General features: G+C 63.9%; 14 protein-coding genes and 1 pseudogene. 5 read left to right on the forward strand and 10 right to left on the reverse strand.

Annotated elements, in window-relative coordinates; all coding sequences use genetic code 11:
• Window positions 1–33 precede the first annotated feature (33 nt).
• Window positions 34–763: pseudogene (locus ACWGPT_RS03480) on the reverse strand (class II glutamine amidotransferase); the annotation flags it as partial.
• A 184-nt stretch (window positions 764–947) separates the two neighbouring features.
• Here ACWGPT_RS03480 and otsB point away from each other — a divergent pair.
• Both otsB and otsA read left to right on the forward strand, forming a co-directional pair.
• Window positions 948–1,811, forward strand: a complete 864-nt coding sequence (gene otsB, locus ACWGPT_RS03485; RefSeq protein ID WP_452604192.1) for a trehalose-phosphatase — start codon at window positions 948–950, stop codon at window positions 1,809–1,811.
• Window positions 1,808–3,181 (forward strand): alpha,alpha-trehalose-phosphate synthase (UDP-forming), encoded by a 1,374-nt coding sequence (gene otsA / locus ACWGPT_RS03490; protein WP_452604193.1) that lies wholly within the window; start codon window positions 1,808–1,810, stop codon window positions 3,179–3,181. The genes otsB and otsA overlap by 4 nt, the downstream gene beginning before the upstream one ends.
• A gap of 63 nt (window positions 3,182–3,244) precedes the next feature.
• Here otsA and ACWGPT_RS03495 read toward each other — a convergent pair whose 3' ends face one another.
• Complete coding sequence (locus ACWGPT_RS03495; protein WP_452604194.1) at window positions 3,245–4,828, reverse strand: peptide chain release factor 3; 1,584 nt, start codon at window positions 4,826–4,828, stop codon at window positions 3,245–3,247.
• An 84-nt stretch (window positions 4,829–4,912) separates the two neighbouring features.
• Between ACWGPT_RS03495 and dut the strand changes: the two genes are divergently transcribed.
• Window positions 4,913–5,377, forward strand: a complete 465-nt coding sequence (dut, locus tag ACWGPT_RS03500) for a dUTP diphosphatase (RefSeq protein WP_452604195.1) — start codon at window positions 4,913–4,915, stop codon at window positions 5,375–5,377.
• Between the two features lie 133 nt (window positions 5,378–5,510).
• Window positions 5,511–6,479 carry a cysteine synthase A gene (gene cysK / locus ACWGPT_RS03505; RefSeq protein ID WP_452604196.1) on the forward strand — a complete coding sequence of 323 codons (969 nt, stop codon included), beginning with the start codon at window positions 5,511–5,513 and terminating at the stop codon, window positions 6,477–6,479.
• A gap of 98 nt (window positions 6,480–6,577) precedes the next feature.
• Here the strand turns inward: cysK and ACWGPT_RS03510 are convergent, their stop codons facing one another.
• From ACWGPT_RS03510 to rsmI, 8 genes are all read right to left on the reverse strand, one after another.
• Window positions 6,578–8,110 carry a YifB family Mg chelatase-like AAA ATPase gene (locus ACWGPT_RS03510; protein ID WP_452604197.1) on the reverse strand — a complete coding sequence of 511 codons (1,533 nt, stop codon included), beginning with the start codon at window positions 8,108–8,110 and terminating at the stop codon, window positions 6,578–6,580.
• 180 nt (window positions 8,111–8,290) lie between these two features.
• Window positions 8,291–9,241 (reverse strand): glutathione synthase, encoded by a 951-nt coding sequence (gene gshB, locus ACWGPT_RS03515; protein ID WP_452604198.1) that lies wholly within the window; start codon window positions 9,239–9,241, stop codon window positions 8,291–8,293.
• Between the two features lie 81 nt (window positions 9,242–9,322).
• Window positions 9,323–10,414, reverse strand: coding sequence for a sn-glycerol-3-phosphate import ATP-binding protein UgpC (locus tag ACWGPT_RS03520; RefSeq protein ID WP_452604199.1), 1,092 nt, complete (start codon window positions 10,412–10,414; stop codon window positions 9,323–9,325).
• Window positions 10,415–10,416: 2 nt separating this feature from the next.
• Entirely contained in the window at window positions 10,417–11,265 is an 849-nt protein-coding gene (gene ugpE / locus ACWGPT_RS03525) for a sn-glycerol-3-phosphate ABC transporter permease UgpE (RefSeq protein ID WP_452604200.1), read from the reverse strand.
• A gap of 11 nt (window positions 11,266–11,276) precedes the next feature.
• The gene (gene ugpA / locus ACWGPT_RS03530; protein WP_452604201.1) at window positions 11,277–12,161 is read right to left on the reverse strand and encodes a sn-glycerol-3-phosphate ABC transporter permease UgpA; all 885 of its coding nucleotides are present in this window, start codon (window positions 12,159–12,161) and stop codon (window positions 11,277–11,279) included.
• Window positions 12,162–12,247: 86 nt separating this feature from the next.
• On the reverse strand, window positions 12,248–13,567 hold the full coding sequence (gene ugpB, locus ACWGPT_RS03535; RefSeq protein ID WP_452604202.1) for a sn-glycerol-3-phosphate ABC transporter substrate-binding protein UgpB: 1,320 nt from the start codon (window positions 13,565–13,567) through the stop codon (window positions 12,248–12,250).
• Window positions 13,568–13,691: 124 nt separating this feature from the next.
• A complete protein-coding gene (locus ACWGPT_RS03540; RefSeq protein WP_452604203.1) occupies window positions 13,692–14,057 on the reverse strand; it encodes a YraN family protein in 366 nt (121 codons plus the stop codon).
• Window positions 14,047–14,958, reverse strand: coding sequence for a 16S rRNA (cytidine(1402)-2'-O)-methyltransferase (gene rsmI, locus ACWGPT_RS03545; protein ID WP_452604204.1), 912 nt, complete (start codon window positions 14,956–14,958; stop codon window positions 14,047–14,049). The genes ACWGPT_RS03540 and rsmI overlap by 11 nt, the downstream gene beginning before the upstream one ends.
• 255 nt (window positions 14,959–15,213) lie before the next feature.
• On the opposite strand from rsmI, the gene dnaN reads away from it, so the two are divergent.
• The gene (gene dnaN, locus ACWGPT_RS03550) at window positions 15,214–16,332 is read left to right on the forward strand and encodes a DNA polymerase III subunit beta (protein WP_452604205.1); all 1,119 of its coding nucleotides are present in this window, start codon (window positions 15,214–15,216) and stop codon (window positions 16,330–16,332) included.
• Window positions 16,333–16,349: the final 17 nt, after the last annotated feature.

Here is a 16,349-nt window from a genome sequence, read left to right on the forward strand (position 1 = left end):
ACGGCTCTGCGTCGAGACCGCGATCGCTGACCACGATGATCGATCCGTTGGGTATTTCCGCCCATGAATCCGTGTCGTCGTTCAGCGGCTCGGACACCAGGCAATAGCCCATCGCATTGCCGAGCGGCCCGGCATAGAGCGTCGGCGGCCGGTCGTCCGTCGCATAGCGCACGGCGTAAAGCGCGTCGCCATCGGAAAAGGCCGCCGTAAAGCGAACGAGGACATCGCCGCAGACGTCCGAGGAAAGCGTTTCCACCGTGGCGATGGCGCGGGAGATCGCCCCATGGGTATCGCGCTCCAGCCCGAATTCCAAAGCGAGCAGGAAAAGCAGTTCGGAATCGGTCGTGCCGGTCCGGGCATGGAAGAGGTCGTCCGAAAGCAGGCCTTCCATGCGCCGGCGAATGCGGTCGAAGCCGGAGATCTGGCCATTGTGCATGAAGGACCAGCGGCCATGCACGAAAGGATGGCAGTTTTCGCGGCGGGTTGCGCCATGGGTTGCCGCGCGTACATGGGCGAGGAAAAGTGGCGAGCGGATCTGGCGCGCGATGCTGCGCAGGTTGCAGTCGGACCAGGCCGGCAGGATATCGCGGTATCGTCCGGGTTCCGGTCTATCCCCGTACCAGGCGATCCCGAAGCCGTCGCCATTCGTCGCGGTCTTTGCCCGCGTCGCGCAATGCGACTGCTCGATGAGCGAATGGGCGGGAGAGGAGACGAGCTCCTCCAGGTAGATCGGATCACCTCGATAGGCTGCCCAGCGGCACATGTTCCCTCTGACTCGGTCGCGGGCAGCAAAGCGGGCTGCCGCAGGCAAGTTTCGACACAGATGGTTAACCGGACGTAAATCGGTCGCCCGATCGGGCGCTTTCATGACGACGCTCTCGTCCTGCATACCAGCCGGAGTCTGCTTCGGCCTTGCCACATCGGGCCGCCGAACTAGATAGCGGCTCATGCAACACTCAGATCCGTCGCAACCCGGGAGCCCAGGGAACCCGCTTCAGCAGATCGATTGGTTGACGGATGTGCTGACGCGTGAACCGGACGCGTGGGCCCTGTTCCTCGATATCGACGGCACCCTCATAGACATCGCTCCGTCGCCCGATGAGATCACCGTGCCGCCGGATCTTCCGGGCCAACTCATGGCGCTTTCCGGACGTCTCAACGGGGCGCTGGCACTGGCGACGGGCCGGGCCCTTCCCTATGCGGACGCGCTGTTCTTGCCCTACGAATTTCCGGTTGCCGGGCTTCACGGCGCCGAGAGGCGGTCGGCCGACGGAACCGTGGACGCGGTGGCCGCCACATCCGCCTTCGAGGAGGTCAAGGCCGAGCTTGCGGCAGCCGCCGGGCAGTGGCCGGGCGTCCTTGTCGAGGACAAGGGGGCGGCGGTCGCTGCCCACTATCGGCAGGCACCGGAATGGCGAGACGAGGTCGAGAAGGCGATGGAATTCTATCGTCTCCAGGCGGGGCCGGACTTCACCCTGCAGCGGGGCAAGATGGTCTTCGAGATCCGGCCCGCCCGTGCCAACAAGGGGAGCGCGGTTGAAGCCTATCTTCGCGAAAGGCCGTTCCAGGGCCGACGCCCGATCGCCATCGGCGACGACGTGACCGACGAGGAGATGTTCCGGATCGCCAACCAGCTCGGGGGGCATTCGATCCGCATCGCCCCGTCGCCGGAGGGCACCGAGGCACGCGGCATCATTGGTTCGACTGAGGCCCTTCGCCAGGTTCTCGGCAGGGTCGCCGCAGGGGGAGATGCTGCCCCCACGCCTTCGCCAGCTTCATCGACATCATCGCTGAAAGGAAAAATCTCTTGAGCCGCCTTGTGGTCGTTTCGAACCGTGTGACACTGCCGGCAAAGGGTGGAGCCGCACCGGCCGGGGGACTGGCCGTCGCGCTCCAGGCGGCCTTGCAGGAGCGTGGCGGCATCTGGATGGGCTGGTCGGGGAAATCGAGCGGCGCCAGGGAACCGGAGCCGCTCGCCTATCAGCAGCACGGCAACATCACCTATGCGCTGACGGACCTGACCAAGACCGACGTCGAGGAATATTACGAAGGCTTCGCAAACCGCGTTCTCTGGCCCATATGCCACTACCGCCTCGACCTTGCCGAATACGGTCGCAAGGAAATGGCCGGCTATTTCCGCGTGAACCGCTTCTTCGCCCATCGTCTGGCCCCGCTTCTGGAGGAGGACGACGTCATCTGGGTGCATGACTACCACCTGATCCCGCTGGCGGCGGAACTGCGGCAGATGGGGTTGAAGAACAAGATCGGCTTCTTCCTGCACATTCCCTGGCCCCCCGCCGACGTGCTGTTCGCCATGCCGGTCCACGAGGAGATCATGCGGGGCCTCTCGCATTACGATCTTGTCGGCTTCCAGACCGACCACGATCTTTCGAACTTCGCGGCCGGCCTCGTTCGCGAAGGGATCGGCGATGCGCTCGGAGACGGGCGCTTCACCTCCTACGGCAGGACGTTCAAGGGCGGCCACTACGGGATCGGAATCGAGACGGACGCGTTCTCGGAATTCGCCCGGAAGGCCGCATCGAACATCATGGTGCGGAAGGCCCGCCAGAGCATCGAGGGCCGCAACCTGATCATCGGCGTCGACCGGCTGGATTATTCGAAGGGCATCACCCAGCGCATCGACGCGTTCGAACACTTCGTGATGTCCAACCCGGGCTACCACAACAAGGTGACCTACCTCCAGATCACGCCGAAATCCCGCTCGGAAGTGCCGGAATACGAGGCCATGCAGCGGACGGTCGCCGAACAGGCGGGCCGGGTGAACGGCGCCATCGGGACTGTGGACTGGGTGCCGATCCGCTATATCAACCGATCGATCGGACGTCCGGTGCTCGCCGGATTGTATGGGCTTGCAAAGATCGGGCTGGTCACACCCTTACGCGACGGGATGAACCTCGTGGCCAAGGAATATGTTGCTGCCCAGGACCCGGAAGACCCGGGCGTCCTTGTGCTTTCGCGCTTTGCCGGAGCTGCCCGGGAATTGCGCGGGGCGCTGCTGGTCAATCCCTACGACATCGAGGGAACGGCGAATGCCATCGCCCGCGGCCTCAGCATGTCGTTGGAGGAACGGAAGGAACGGTGGCGCGGGATGATGGACCACCTTCTCGAACGAGACGTCATGCGCTGGTGCGATGATTTCCTGAACGACCTGCGGGACTGAGCGGCCAGACGCAGCGACACCGCGAGTGTCGCCGCCGTCAATTGGGATCGGGAACGGCGATCCTCACGCCGCCTTGGCGACGTGATACTCCTTGATCGCGGCCATCCTGATCGCCGGATACCGTTCGGCTTCATAGCGGAGGGAAAAGGCATCCTGCGCCATGAAGACCGGATCGCCATCGAGATCCCGGCAGATATCACCGCGGCGCTGGTTCATGAACTTCTCGAGTTCGGCCGGCTGGTCCGACGAGATCCACCGGCAGACCGAGAACCGGGCCATTTCGAACGAGACCGGCAGGCCGTATTCGCCCTGCAGGCGCTCCTTCAGCACATCGAGCTGCAGCGCGCCGACGACGCCGACAATCGCCGGCGAGCCGTCTTCCGGTGAAAACAACTGCACGACCCCCTCCTCCGCCATCTGCTGCAGGGCTTCCTTCAGCTTCTTCGCCTTCATGGCATCCTCCAGCCGCACGCGGCGCAGGATTTCCGGCGAGAAGTTAGGCACGCCCTGGAAGACCAGCGCCTCGCCCTCGGTCAGCGTGTCGCCGATGCGCAGCGTCCCGTGATTGGGGATGCCGACGACGTCGCCCGCATAGGCGGTATCGGCGAGCTGGCGCTGCGAGGCGAAGAAGAATTGCGGCGCGGTCAGCCCAAGCTGCTTGCCGGTCCGCGCGAGCCTTGCCTTCATGCCGCGCTCCAGCTTGCCCGAGCAGATGCGGGCAAAGGCGATACGGTCGCGATGGTTGGGGTCCATGTTCGCCTGGATCTTGAAGACGAAGGCGGTCATCTTGTCTTCACTGGCGTGGACGGTGCGGACGTCCGCCACCTGGTCGCGCGGGGGCGGCGCATAGGCGCCCAGCGCGTTGATGAGATCGCGAACCCCGAAGTTGCGCAGCGCCGAGCCGAAGAAGACGGGCGTCATGTGCCCTTCAAGGAAGGACTGGCGATCGAACGGACGGCAGGCTTCCCGGGCAAGCTCGGTCTCCTCGACGAAGGCCTCCCGTTCATTCTCGGGGAGCCGGTCAGCGACGCTCTGCGGGCCGTTCACCGGGAGCGGCTGCACCTGCGTATCGGAACCCCGGAACGTGTTGTCCGCGAGATTGTAGGAGCCGCAGAAGCTCTTCGAGCGACCGACCGGCCAGGTGATCGGCGCGGTGTCGAGAGCGAGCTTTTCTTCGACCTCGTCGAGAATCTCGAATGGGTCGCGGCTTTCCCGGTCCATCTTGTTGATGAAGGTGATGATGGGGATGTCGCGCATGCGGCAGACTTCGAAGAGCTTCAGTGTGCGCGGCTCGATGCCCTTTGCGGCGTCAATGACCATGACCGCCGCGTCCACGGCGGTCAGCGTGCGGTAGGTGTCGTCGGCGAAGTCCTCGTGGCCGGGCGTATCGAGGATGTTGAAGACGTTGCCTTCATATTCGAAGGTCATCACCGAAGTGACGACCGAGATGCCGCGCTCGCGCTCGATCTTCATCCAGTCCGAACGGGTCTGGATACGGTCCTTCTTCGCCTTGACCTCTCCGGCGAGCTGGATCGCACCGCCGAAAAGAAGAAGCTTTTCGGTGAGCGTGGTCTTACCCGCGTCCGGGTGCGCGATGATCGCGAAGGTGCGGCGGCGGGAGACCGCCTCTGCGAGACTTTCAGCCATGTCCGGTAAATCCTGTAGGTTGGCGCCTATCTAGCGATTTGGCCGGCTTTATGCAATTCACCTCCGTGACAAAGGAGTTTGCATATGCGCGACATCATCGGTCCGGTCCTCAGGCTGGTACGGCTCCCCCACGCCGCGGAGCTCCCTCTGCCGGCCTATGAAACCCGCGGAGCAGCGGGGATGGACCTGCGGGCCGCCCTTCCCGAGGGTGAGAGCATGGTGCTGAAACCCGGTGAGCGGGCGTTGGTGCCGACCGGCTTCGTCTTCGAGATTCCGGACGGTTTCGAGGCGCAGATCCGGCCGCGATCGGGCCTTGCCTTCAAGCACGGCATTACCTGCCTCAATACGCCCGGAACGATCGACAGCGATTACCGTGGCGAGGTCAAGGTGCTGTTAGTGAACCTGGGGCAGGAGAACTTCGAGGTTACCCGCGCAATGCGCATTGCCCAGGTGATCGTGGCCCCGGTGAGCCAGGTCGAGGTTCACGAGGTCGGGGAAGCGGGAGAAACCGTGCGCGGGGCCGGCGGTTTCGGATCGACAGGGGTCTAACACGCGCAAACGGCTGCCCCGGCACGCTTCACACTTGGAACAAATTTCCGCCCATCCGGCCCAAGCGGATGCGTCTTGGCTAGCCTTCCGCGGCAACCGGCCCTAATTTGTCCGCATCCTAGGGGAGAGTAACATGACAAGCGACAAGAAGCCCGGCCGCGGCCGCATCTATGCCTCCATTACCGAGACCATCGGCGACACGCCGATCGTGCGCCTCGACAAGCTGGCGAAGGAGAAGGGCGTAAAAGCCAACCTCCTGGCGAAACTCGAATTCTTCAACCCGATCGCCTCGGTCAAGGACCGGATCGGCGTGGCGATGATCGAAAGCCTCGAGGCGCAGGGCAAGATCACCCCCGGCAAGACGACGCTGGTGGAGCCGACCTCAGGCAACACGGGCATCGCCCTGGCCTTCGCCGCCGCCGCAAAGGGTTACAAGCTGATCCTGACCATGCCGGAGACCATGTCGATCGAGCGCCGCAAGATGCTCTCGCTGCTCGGCGCCGAACTGGTGCTGACCGAGGGTCCGAAGGGAATGAAGGGGGCAATCGCCAAGGCGGAGGAACTGGCCTCCTCGCTTCCCGACGCCATCATCCCGCAGCAGTTCGAAAACCCGGCCAATCCGGAAATCCACCGCAAGACGACCGCGGAGGAAATCTGGAACGACACGGACGGCCAGGTCGACATTCTCGTCTCCGGCATCGGCACCGGCGGGACGATCACCGGCGTCGGACAGGTGCTGAAGGGCCGCAAGCCTGAGATCAAGATCGTGGCAGTGGAGCCCGCCGACAGCCCGGTCCTGTCCGGCGGCAATCCTGGCCCGCACAAGATCCAGGGGATCGGTGCAGGCTTTGCCCCTCAAATCCTGGATACCGGCATCTACGATGAAGTCGTTACCGTCTCCAATGACGAAGCCTTCGAGATGGCGCGGCTGGTCGCCCGGCTCGAGGGCGTGCCGGTGGGGATTTCCTCCGGCGCGGCACTGACGGCGGCGATCAAGGTCGGCAGCCGCGAGGAGAATGCCGGCAAGAACATCGTCGTCATCATCCCCTCCTTCGCCGAACGCTATCTGTCGACGGCACTGTTCGAAGGCCTCGGCGGCTGAGCCAGGCGGGTCGCGAACAGGCGTCGGTTTCCCGTGCAAGGACGACCGGCGTCACGCGACCTGGAATTCCTGTTTTCGCCGCCAACCCTCGTCCGGACCTAAGCGGCCGCGGAGAGGCGCTCGCCTGCCATGCGGTAGGAGATAGCTTCCGCCAGGTGGATGCGGCTCACCGTGTCGCTCCCGTCGAGGTCGGCAAGCGTGCGCGCGACCTTGAGGACGCGATGATAGCCACGGGCGGAAAATTTCAGCTTTTCGGCCGCATCGCGAAGCAATTGAAGCCCGCCCGCGTCCGGCTCGGCGATCTTCTCTATGAGGGCCGTCGAGCAGCGGGCATTGGTCGAGACCTGCGGGGCTCCGGCCCAACGGAAGCGCTCCTGCTGCCGCTCGCGCGCGGCAGCCACGCGCCGGGCGACGTCGGCGCTCGCCTCGGCGGGGCGGGGCCTGATCAGATCGGCCGCGGAAACCGCCGGCACATCGATCCGGATATCGATCCGGTCCATCAACGGTCCAGAAATCCGGCCCTGGTAGTCGGAGAGGCATTTCGGGCCGCGGGCGCAGGTGTGGCCCGGCTCCCCGGCCATGCCGCAGCGGCAGGGGTTCATTGCCGCGACAAGCTGTATGCTGGCCGGATAGGCGACCCGATGGTTGGCGCGGGCGATGACGCATTCGCCGGTTTCCAGCGGTTGGCGCAGGGCATCGAGCACCTGGGGCGCGAACTCCGGAAACTCGTCGAGGAAAAGCACGCCGTGATGGGCAAGCGACGCCTCGCCGGGTCTGGCCCGCAGTCCGCCTCCCACCAAGGCCGCCATGGTCGCCGAATGATGCGGGGTCCGGAACGGGCGCCGATCGGAAAGTTTGCCCCCGGAAAGCTGGCCGGCGATCGAGTGGATCATCGAGACTTCCAGCAGTTCGGCAGCTGAAAGCGGCGGCAGGATCGAAGGAAGCCGGGACGCCAGCATGGACTTTCCGGACCCCGGCGGACCGACCATCAGGAGGTTGTGCCCCCCTGCCGCGGCCACTTCCAGCGCCCGCTTTGCGCTTTCCTGCCCCTTTATGTCGATGAGGTCCGGCAGGTTGGCAGGCAGAGCCCGCACCGCCGGCTGCGGCCGGGAGAGGACCTGCGTGCCCCGGAAATGATTGGCGAGTGCGATCAGGCTGCGGGGTGCCAGGATGTCGATTTCCGATCCCGCCCAGGCGGCCTCCGCGCCGCTGTCTGCCGGGCAGATGAGCCCCTTGCCGACAGCGTTGGCACTGATCGCCGCCGGCAGCGCGCCGGCAACGGGTGCGAGCGTCCCGTCGAGATTGAGTTCGCCGATCACCACATAGCCGGACAGGGCATCTGCCGGAATGGCACCGAGGGCCGCCATGAGACCGAGGGCAATGGCGAGATCGAAGTGCGAGCCTTCCTTCGGAATATCGGCCGGCGCAAGGTTCACCGTTACCTTCTTGGGCGGAAGCGACAGGCCGGAAGCGTGAAGGGCCGCCTGGACCCGCTCGCGGCTCTCGGCCACCGCCTTGTCGGGAAGACCGACTATCGGCATCAGCAGCTTGCCGGGGGAGACCATGACCTGCACTTCGACAGGCACGCCTTCTATGCCGTGGAATGCAACCGTAGAGACACGCGCCACCATGAACCGCCCCCAAACCTCATGTCCGAAACGCAAGCGACACACGCTTTCTGCGTCGGCAAATGCAATCTGGCATAGTAAAGAGAATAAAACAAGAACATCGCAGGAACTATTTCCCGCGGTCGTTGCTTCACGGTTGCATCAGGTTGCAAGGGGAGAACAAAACTGCTCTGCAGCGGGAACTCAGCCGCGCTTTGCCTCTATGGCATCCCACAGGAGAGCCGCGACATCGGCGCCGCCGAACTTCCTGACTTCGCGTATGCCGGTCGGCGACGTGACGTTGATTTCCGTCATGTAGTCGCCAATCACGTCGATACCGACGAAAAGGAACCCCCGCGCGCGGAGCGCCGGCCCGATTCTTTCGCAGATCTCGCGGTCACGCGCCGTCAGCTCCACAGGCTCGGCCCGTCCGCCGACATGCATGTTGGATCGACTGTCGGTTTCGGCCGGCACCCGGTTGATCGCGCCGACCGGCTTGCCGTCGACCAGCAGGATGCGCTTGTCCCCCTTGCGCACGGCCGGCAGATAGGCCTGGGCGATGTAGGGTTCACCCCGGTAGACCTGTTCGAACAATTCCAGCAGCGCGGTGAAGTTGCGGTCGTCGCGCGCGGAATGGAACACACCGGCGCCGCCGTTTCCGTAAAGCGGCTTGAGGATGATGTCGCCCATCTCCTCGCGGAAGCGGGCGATTTCCACGACGTCGCGGCTGATCAGCGTCGCGGGCATCAGGTCCGCGAATTCCGTGACGAAGATCTTCTCCGGAGAGTTGCGCACCCATGCCGGATCGTTGACGACCAGCGTCTGCGGATGAATGCGCTCCAGGAGATGCGTCGAGGTGATGTAGCCCATATCGAAGGGCGGATCCTGACGGAGATGGATCACGTCCATGGTCGAGAGGTCGACGCGCTCGCGCTCGCCGAGGCTGAAGTGGTCACCCTTGACGTCCCGGGCCTGCAGGGGCTCGACGGCCGCGAAAATCCTGCCGTCGCGCATGCTCAGCCGGTCGGGCGTGTAGTGATAGAGGTCGTAACCGCGCGCCTGCGCCTCCAGCGCCATGGCAAAGGTCGAGTCGCCAGCGATGTTGATCGTGGACACATGGTCCATCTGGAATGCCACCCGGCGGATTCTTGCCATAGCCCTGCCCCTTGAGAATTGCCCGCCTGATTTAGGACGACCGTTCGCGGAAGGCAACGCCCCATGGGCGCGGCCCCGATCTCAGGCCCGCTCCATGACGTTCTGGGGGACCACCGCAACGGTCGGCAGGCGAATGCCTGTCTCGCGGTCGAAGAAATGAAGCCGCCGCGGCTCCACCGAGAGACGCATTTCGTCCTCAAGGGCAACCTCCATCGGCAGCGTCACCGTCAGCGGCTGATCCCCCACATGGCCATGAACGAGCCGGTGGGCACCCAGTTCCTCGACATAGTCGACGCGCAGGACAAGGGCCTCGGCGCCGGCTTCGGCCAGGCGCATATCTTCCGCCCGCACCCCGACCGTCACCGGGCCTGAGACCGGCGCATAGCCGCGAAGTGAAAGCAGGGAGGGGCCGATCGCCAGTCTGTCGCCATAGAGTTCGCCCTGCATGAGATTCATGGCGGGTGATCCGATGAAGCTCGCCACGAAGGTCGATGCCGGCTGATGATAGACCTCGAGCGGCGATCCGATCTGCTCGATAAGCCCGCCGTTCAGGACGACCAGCCGGTCTGCAAGCGTCATCGCCTCCAACTGGTCATGGGTGACATAGAGCGAAGTCGTGCCGAGGCGCCGCTGAAGACGCTTGATCTCCCCGCGCATGGAGACGCGCAGCTTGGCGTCGAGGTTGGAGAGCGGCTCGTCGAACAGGAAGGCGGCCGGCTTGCGGACAATCGCGCGCCCCATGGCGACGCGCTGCCGCTGGCCACCGGAAAGCTCCCGCGGCTTTCGATCCAGATAGGGGGCGATCTCAAGCATCCGCGCCGCCTCGGCGACGCGCTGATCGATGTCGGCCCGCGGGGTCTTCCTGTTCTTCAGGCCGTATTCCAGGTTCTGGCGGACGGTCATGTGCGGGTAGAGCGCGTAATTCTGGAAGACCATGGCGATATCGCGTTCAGCCGGCTCCCGGTGGTTCACGACGCGATCGGCGATGGCGACCGTGCCCTCGGTGATCGTTTCGAGACCCGCCACCATGCGCAGCAGCGTGGACTTTCCGCAGCCGGACGGTCCGACGAGGACGATGAACTCCCCGTCGGCGATATCGAGACTGATGCCGCTCACGGCACGCACGCCGCCCGCATACACCTTGCCGACGTTTACGACCTGGATGGACGCCATGGTTATTTCTCCGTTTCGACCAGGCCCTTGACGAACAGGCGCTGCATGCAAATGACGATGAGGACGGGTGGCAGCATGGCCATCATCACGGCGGCCATGGCGAAGTGCCACAGCGGTTCCGCATCGGCGCTCGCCGACAGCCGTTTGATGCCCATGACGATGGTGTAGAAATTGCTGTCCGTGGTGACCAGCAAGGGCCAAAGGTACTGAACCCATCCGTAGATGAAGAGGATGACGAAAAGCGCGGCGATATTGGTGCGGCTGAGCGGCAGAAGGATATCGCGGAAGAATTTTAGCGGGCCTACGCCGTCGACACGCGCAGCTTCCATCAGTTCCTCCGGGATCGTGAGGAAGAACTGGCGGAACAGGAAGGTCGCCGTCGCCGAGGCGATCAGCGGCAAGGTCAGCCCGGCATAGGAATTCAGCATGCCGAGATCCGCCACCACCTTGAAGGTCGGCAGGATGCGCACCTCCACCGGCAGCATGAGGGTTATGAAGATGATCCAGAACGCAAGCGTCCGGAACGGAAAGCGGAAGTACACGATCGCATAGGCGGAGACGATCGAGATGACGATCTTGCCTATGGCGATGATCAGCGCCATCCAGAGCGAATTGAACATCATCACCCAGAGCGGCGGCGCCCCGGAAGAGGTCAGGCCCTCGTTCCACATCAGCGCATAGTTCTCGATCATGTGCCCGCCCGGCAGGAGTGGCATCGCACCGCTGACGAAGGCGCCGGTCCCGTGCGTGGAGGCGATGAAGGCAACATAGACCGGGAAGGCGACGATCACGACGCCGGCGATCAGGACGAGATGGGTCAGGAAATCGAGGAAGGGTCTGTTTTCAACCATGTCCGGCCACCTCAGTACTGCACGCGGCGTTCGACGTAGCGGAACTGCACCACGGTCAGCACGATGACGATCAGCATCAGGATGACCGACTGGGCGGAGGACGAGCCGAGGTTCAGCCCGACAAAGCCGTCGGTATAGACCTTGTAGACGAGCGTGTTGGTGGCCTGGGCCGGCCCACCCGCCGTCGTCGCGTCGATGATGCCGAAGGTGTCGAACATCGCGTAGTTGATGTTGATGATGAGCAGGAAGAACGTGGTGGGGGAGAGCAGCGGAAACACGATCGTCCAGAAACGCTTGAACGGTCCGGCACCGTCGATGGCGGCGGCCTCGATCAGAGAACGGGGCACTGATTGCAGGCCTGCGAGGAAGAAGAGGAAATTGTAGGAGATCTGCTTCCACGACGCCGCGACGATGATGAGTATCATCGCCTGCTCGCCATTCACCCGATGGTTCCAGGTCACGCCGAGGCCATCGAGGATATAGGGGAGAAGGCCGATCGACGGATTGAAGAGAAACCACCACAGGATACCCACGACAACCGGGGCTACCGCATACGGCCAGACGAGCAGTGTCGTATAGACCCTGCCGGACCGCATGACCCTGTTCACGCAGACGGCGAGCAGCAGCGACAGGCTCATCGACAAGAGCGTCACCGAGACGGCGAAGACGGCCGTATTGGCGAGAGAATTGAGATAGCTCGGGTCAGCGAAAATGCGCCGGTAGTTCTCGAACCAGACGAATGTCGTGCGGAAGCCGAAAGGATCTTCCCGTTCGAACGAGGACCTGCCGGCCTGGAGTGCCGGCCAGATGAAGAAGACAAGCGTGATGACGAGCTGAGGCGCGAGCAACAGATACGGCAGCAGCTTGTTGGAAAAGATGACGCGTTTGGTTTGCATGTATTTTCTGCCTACGCGGCAAGCCCCGCCGTGCCGGCGGGTGCCTGGAAAGGTGGAGAGGCCGGGCAGGCCGGCCCCTCAAGGTCTCACTTGTTGGCGGCTTCGAAGTCGCGCAGGATCTGGTTGCCGCCGGCGACGGCGTCGTCGAGCGCCTGCTGCGCATCCTTCTGGCCGGCCAGAAGCGCTTCGAACTGCTCGTCCACGACATTACGGACCTGGGTGAGGTTGCCGAAGCGGATACCCTTGGAATTGGGCGTCGGCGTGCCGCGGGTGATCTGCTTGATCGCGACATCGGAACCCGGGTTCTGTTCGTAATATCCCTGTTCCTGGCCGAGATCGAAGGCGGCGTTGGTGATCGGCAGGTAGCCGGTCGCCTGATGCCAGTCGGCCTGGACTTCCGGCTGCGAGAGATAGGTGAAGAACTTGGCGATGCCCTTGTAGACGTCGTCGCTATGACCGGCGAGAGCCCAGAGGGTGGCGCCGCCGATGATGGAGTTCTTCGGTTCGGCGATGACGTCCTCGTAATAGGGAAGCGGCGCGAAGCCGACTTCGAATTCCTTGGAGTTCGCAACGACGCCGGCGCGCGAGGCGGAGGAGTTCATGTAGATGGCGCATTCACCCGAGTAGAACTTGGCGGGCGCATCGGCACCGCCGGCCGGGCCGCCGTACTGGAAGAGACCGGCATCCGCCCACTTCTTGAGATTGCTCCAGTGCTTGACCTGGACGTCGCCATTGAAGGTGAATTCGGTTTCCAGGCCGCCGAAACCGTTTTCGAGCGTGCCGTAGGGCCGGTCGTGGATGGCGGAGACGTTCTCCAGCTGAACCCAGGACACCCAGCCGGTCGTGAAACCGCACTTGGCAGCACCGGACTCGACGATCTTCTTGGAGAATTCCTCCACTTCGGCCCAGGTCTTGGGTGCCGCGTTACGGTCGAGGCCCGCCTTCTCGAAGACGTCCTTGTTGAAGTACATGATGGGCGTCGACGAATTGAACGGCAGCGACAGGATGTTGCCTTCGGTATCCGAATAGTAGCCCGTTACCGGCGCGAGGAATGCCGAGGGTTCCCAGGGCTCGCCGGCTTCCTGCATGAGTTGGTAGACCGGCTTCACGGCGCCCTTGGCCGCCATCATCGTGCCGGTGCCAACTTCGAAGACCTGGACGATGGCCGGCTGTTCCTTGGCGCGGAAGGCTGCGATCGCGCCCGTCAGCGTTTCGGCGTAGGTGCCCTTGTAGGTCGGCACGATCCTGTATTCGCTCTGGCTCTTGTTGAAGGCCTCGGCGATGGCTTCCAGCTTCTGGCCGAGCTGGGCATCCATTGCGTGCCACCAGCTGATCTCGGTCGCGGCGAGCGCCGAGGAAGTGGACATGGCTGCCGCGAGCGTGGCGAATGAGAGCGTCTTGAACATTGTTGTGATCCCTTACTCCGTTGTCGGAACGGGACCGCAATAGGGTCGCAGCATGACGCTGACGTAACAGTAATATGTCGGGATCATTACAATCCACGACGCCGCCTAGCGGCTGGTGCCAAGTTCAGAAGGCGTCCGGGAAATGCCGCGGCACGCGACCGGGAAGAACCGCCACCACATCATAGCGTTGCGATAGCCGGGCGGCATCGGCTCGTCGTGAAAGCCAGATGTCGCTTGCGGCGCGGATGCGTCGCTGGGCGGTTGCGCTGACGGCATCGATCGCCTCCCGCTCGCCCACCCTCGCCTTGACCTCGACGAAGATCGCGAGATCACCCTTCCGGCCGATGAGGTCTATTTCCCCGGCCCGCGTCCGGTAACGGATCGCCAGGATCCGGTACCCCTTCAGGAGCAGCAGCCCGGCGGCAAGATATTCCGCGAGGTGTCCGCGCAGAACGGCCCGCCGTCGCCGATGGAGAGGGTCAATCGTCACCCGCCTCCCCCTTGAGAGCGAGAAGTCGTTGGTAGAGGTCCTTCTTGGAAAGGCCGGTCAGCCGCGCGCCTTCCGCCGCAGCCTTCGAGGTCGGCATGGAAGCCGACAGTTCCTTCAGAAGGACGTCCACTTCGACCGCACCCGGCACGTCGTCGATCTCGGGCGGAGCGATGAGGAGCACGATCTCGCCCTTGACCGGACGATCGGCGTAGTGGTCCGCCAGTTCCTCCAGCGTTCCGCGCCGAAACTCCTCGAAGGCCTTCGTCAACTCGCGGCAGACGACGGCTTCGCGACGCTTCCCCAGGACATCGGCGGCGGCGGCAAGGCTTGCCCCGACGCGATGGGGCGATTCGAAGAAAATCAGCGTCGCCGGCACGCGCGACAGTTCCGCCAGCCGATCCCGCTTGCCCTTGTCCTTGACGGGCAGGAAGCCTGCAAACAGGAAGCTGTCGGAGGGCAGCCCCGACCCGACCAGCGCCGCAAGCGGCGCGGAGGCGCCGGGGACCGGTATCACGCGATGCCCGGCCTCGATCGCCATCCGTCCAAGCCGGTAGCCCGGATCGGAAACGAGGGGCGTACCGGCATCCGAGACCAGCGCCACCGACTGCCCGCTGTCGAGGGCGGAAATCAGCTTTGGCCCCGCCTCGGCGGCGTTGTGTTCGTGATAGGCGAAGGGGCGGTTGACGATGCCGTAGCGGTCGAGGAGCACGCGGGTCACGCGGGTATCCTCGCAGGCGAGCACGTCCGCCCCCGCCAGCGTTTCGAGCGCACGCAGCGTGACGTCGCCAAGGTTTCCGATCGGGGTGGCGACCAGGTAAAGGCCGGGCTCCAGGGGGCGTGCCGGGATCGCCGTGTTGCCGACCCTGTAGGTGCGGCCCGCTGTCTTTTTTTCGTCGCTCACGAGAGTATCCGGCTGAATTGGCATGTTCACTCCCTCTTATGGGCAAGGCGCGCTACGTGGGCAAGCGGAACGCGGCGAAGTTTTCCCTGTGAATCGTGGCAACAAGTTTCCATTCAAACCGATGGCGGGCCTTCCGGCTCTTGCTTTCTATGGGAATGTTCTGCCATTTTGCGCGTCCACATCTTCCGGCCTCGCGGCCGGCAACCATGCGGACGCCCTTCCCTGCCGGCGTCCCGGTCAGAAGCGGTAGCGTCCATGCGTATTACTCTTGAGCGGTCCAATCTCCTGAAGTCGCTGAACCACGTCCATCGTGTCGTGGAGCGTCGCAACACGATCCCGATCCTGTCGAACGTCCTCCTGCGCGCGTCCGGCGCCGACCTGGAGCTCAAGGCGACCGACCTCGACCTGGAGATCACCGAAGCCGTCGCGGCGATGGTTGAACAGCCCGGCGCGACGACCGTGCCCGCCCATCTCCTCTACGAAATCGTCCGCAAGCTGCCGGAAGGATCGGAAGTCCGGCTGGCCACCAATCCGGACGGCGGATCCATGACGGTCCAGTCGGGACGATCCAAGTTCTCGCTGCAGTGCCTCCCGGAAGCGGACTTCCCCGACCTCACGGCCGGCACGTTCAGCCACACGTTCAAGCTGAAGGCGACCGATCTGAAGATGCTGATCGACCGCACCCAGTTCGCCATCTCCACCGAGGAGACGCGCTACTACCTGAACGGCATCTTCTTCCATACGATCGAGGCGGGCGGCGACCTCAAGCTGCGTGCGGTCGCAACCGACGGCCATCGCCTCGCGCGCGCCGACGTCGAGGCTCCCTCGGGATCGGAAGGGATGCCGGGGATCATCATTCCCCGCAAGACCGTGGGCGAACTCCAGAAGCTGGTCGACAATCCCGAGCTGATGGTCACCGTCGAGGTATCCGACGCGAAAATCCGCCTGACGATCGGCTCGATCATCATGACGTCCAAGCTGATCGACGGGACATTCCCCGACTACCAGCGCGTCATCCCGACCAATAACGACAAGGAGATGCGCGTCGACTGCAAGAGCTTCACCCGCGCCGTCGACCGCGTCTCGACGATTTCTTCCGAGCGCGGGCGCGCCGTGAAGCTTGCACTGGTCGAGGGCCAGCTGACCCTTACCGTGAACAACCCGGATTCCGGCAGCGCGACCGAGGAGGTCGCCGTGGGCTACGAAAACGATCCGCTGGAGATCGGCTTCAACGCGAAGTACCTGCTGGATATCACCGCCCAGCTTTCCGGCGAGGATGCGATCTTCATGCTCGCGGACGCCGGTTCGCCGACGCTGGTGAGGGACACGGCGGGCGATGACGCGCTCTATGTCCTGATGCCGATGCGCGTCTGACCAAATAAAGCGGCCGG

The organism is Pseudorhizobium sp. NPDC055634 (genome assembly GCF_053618655.1).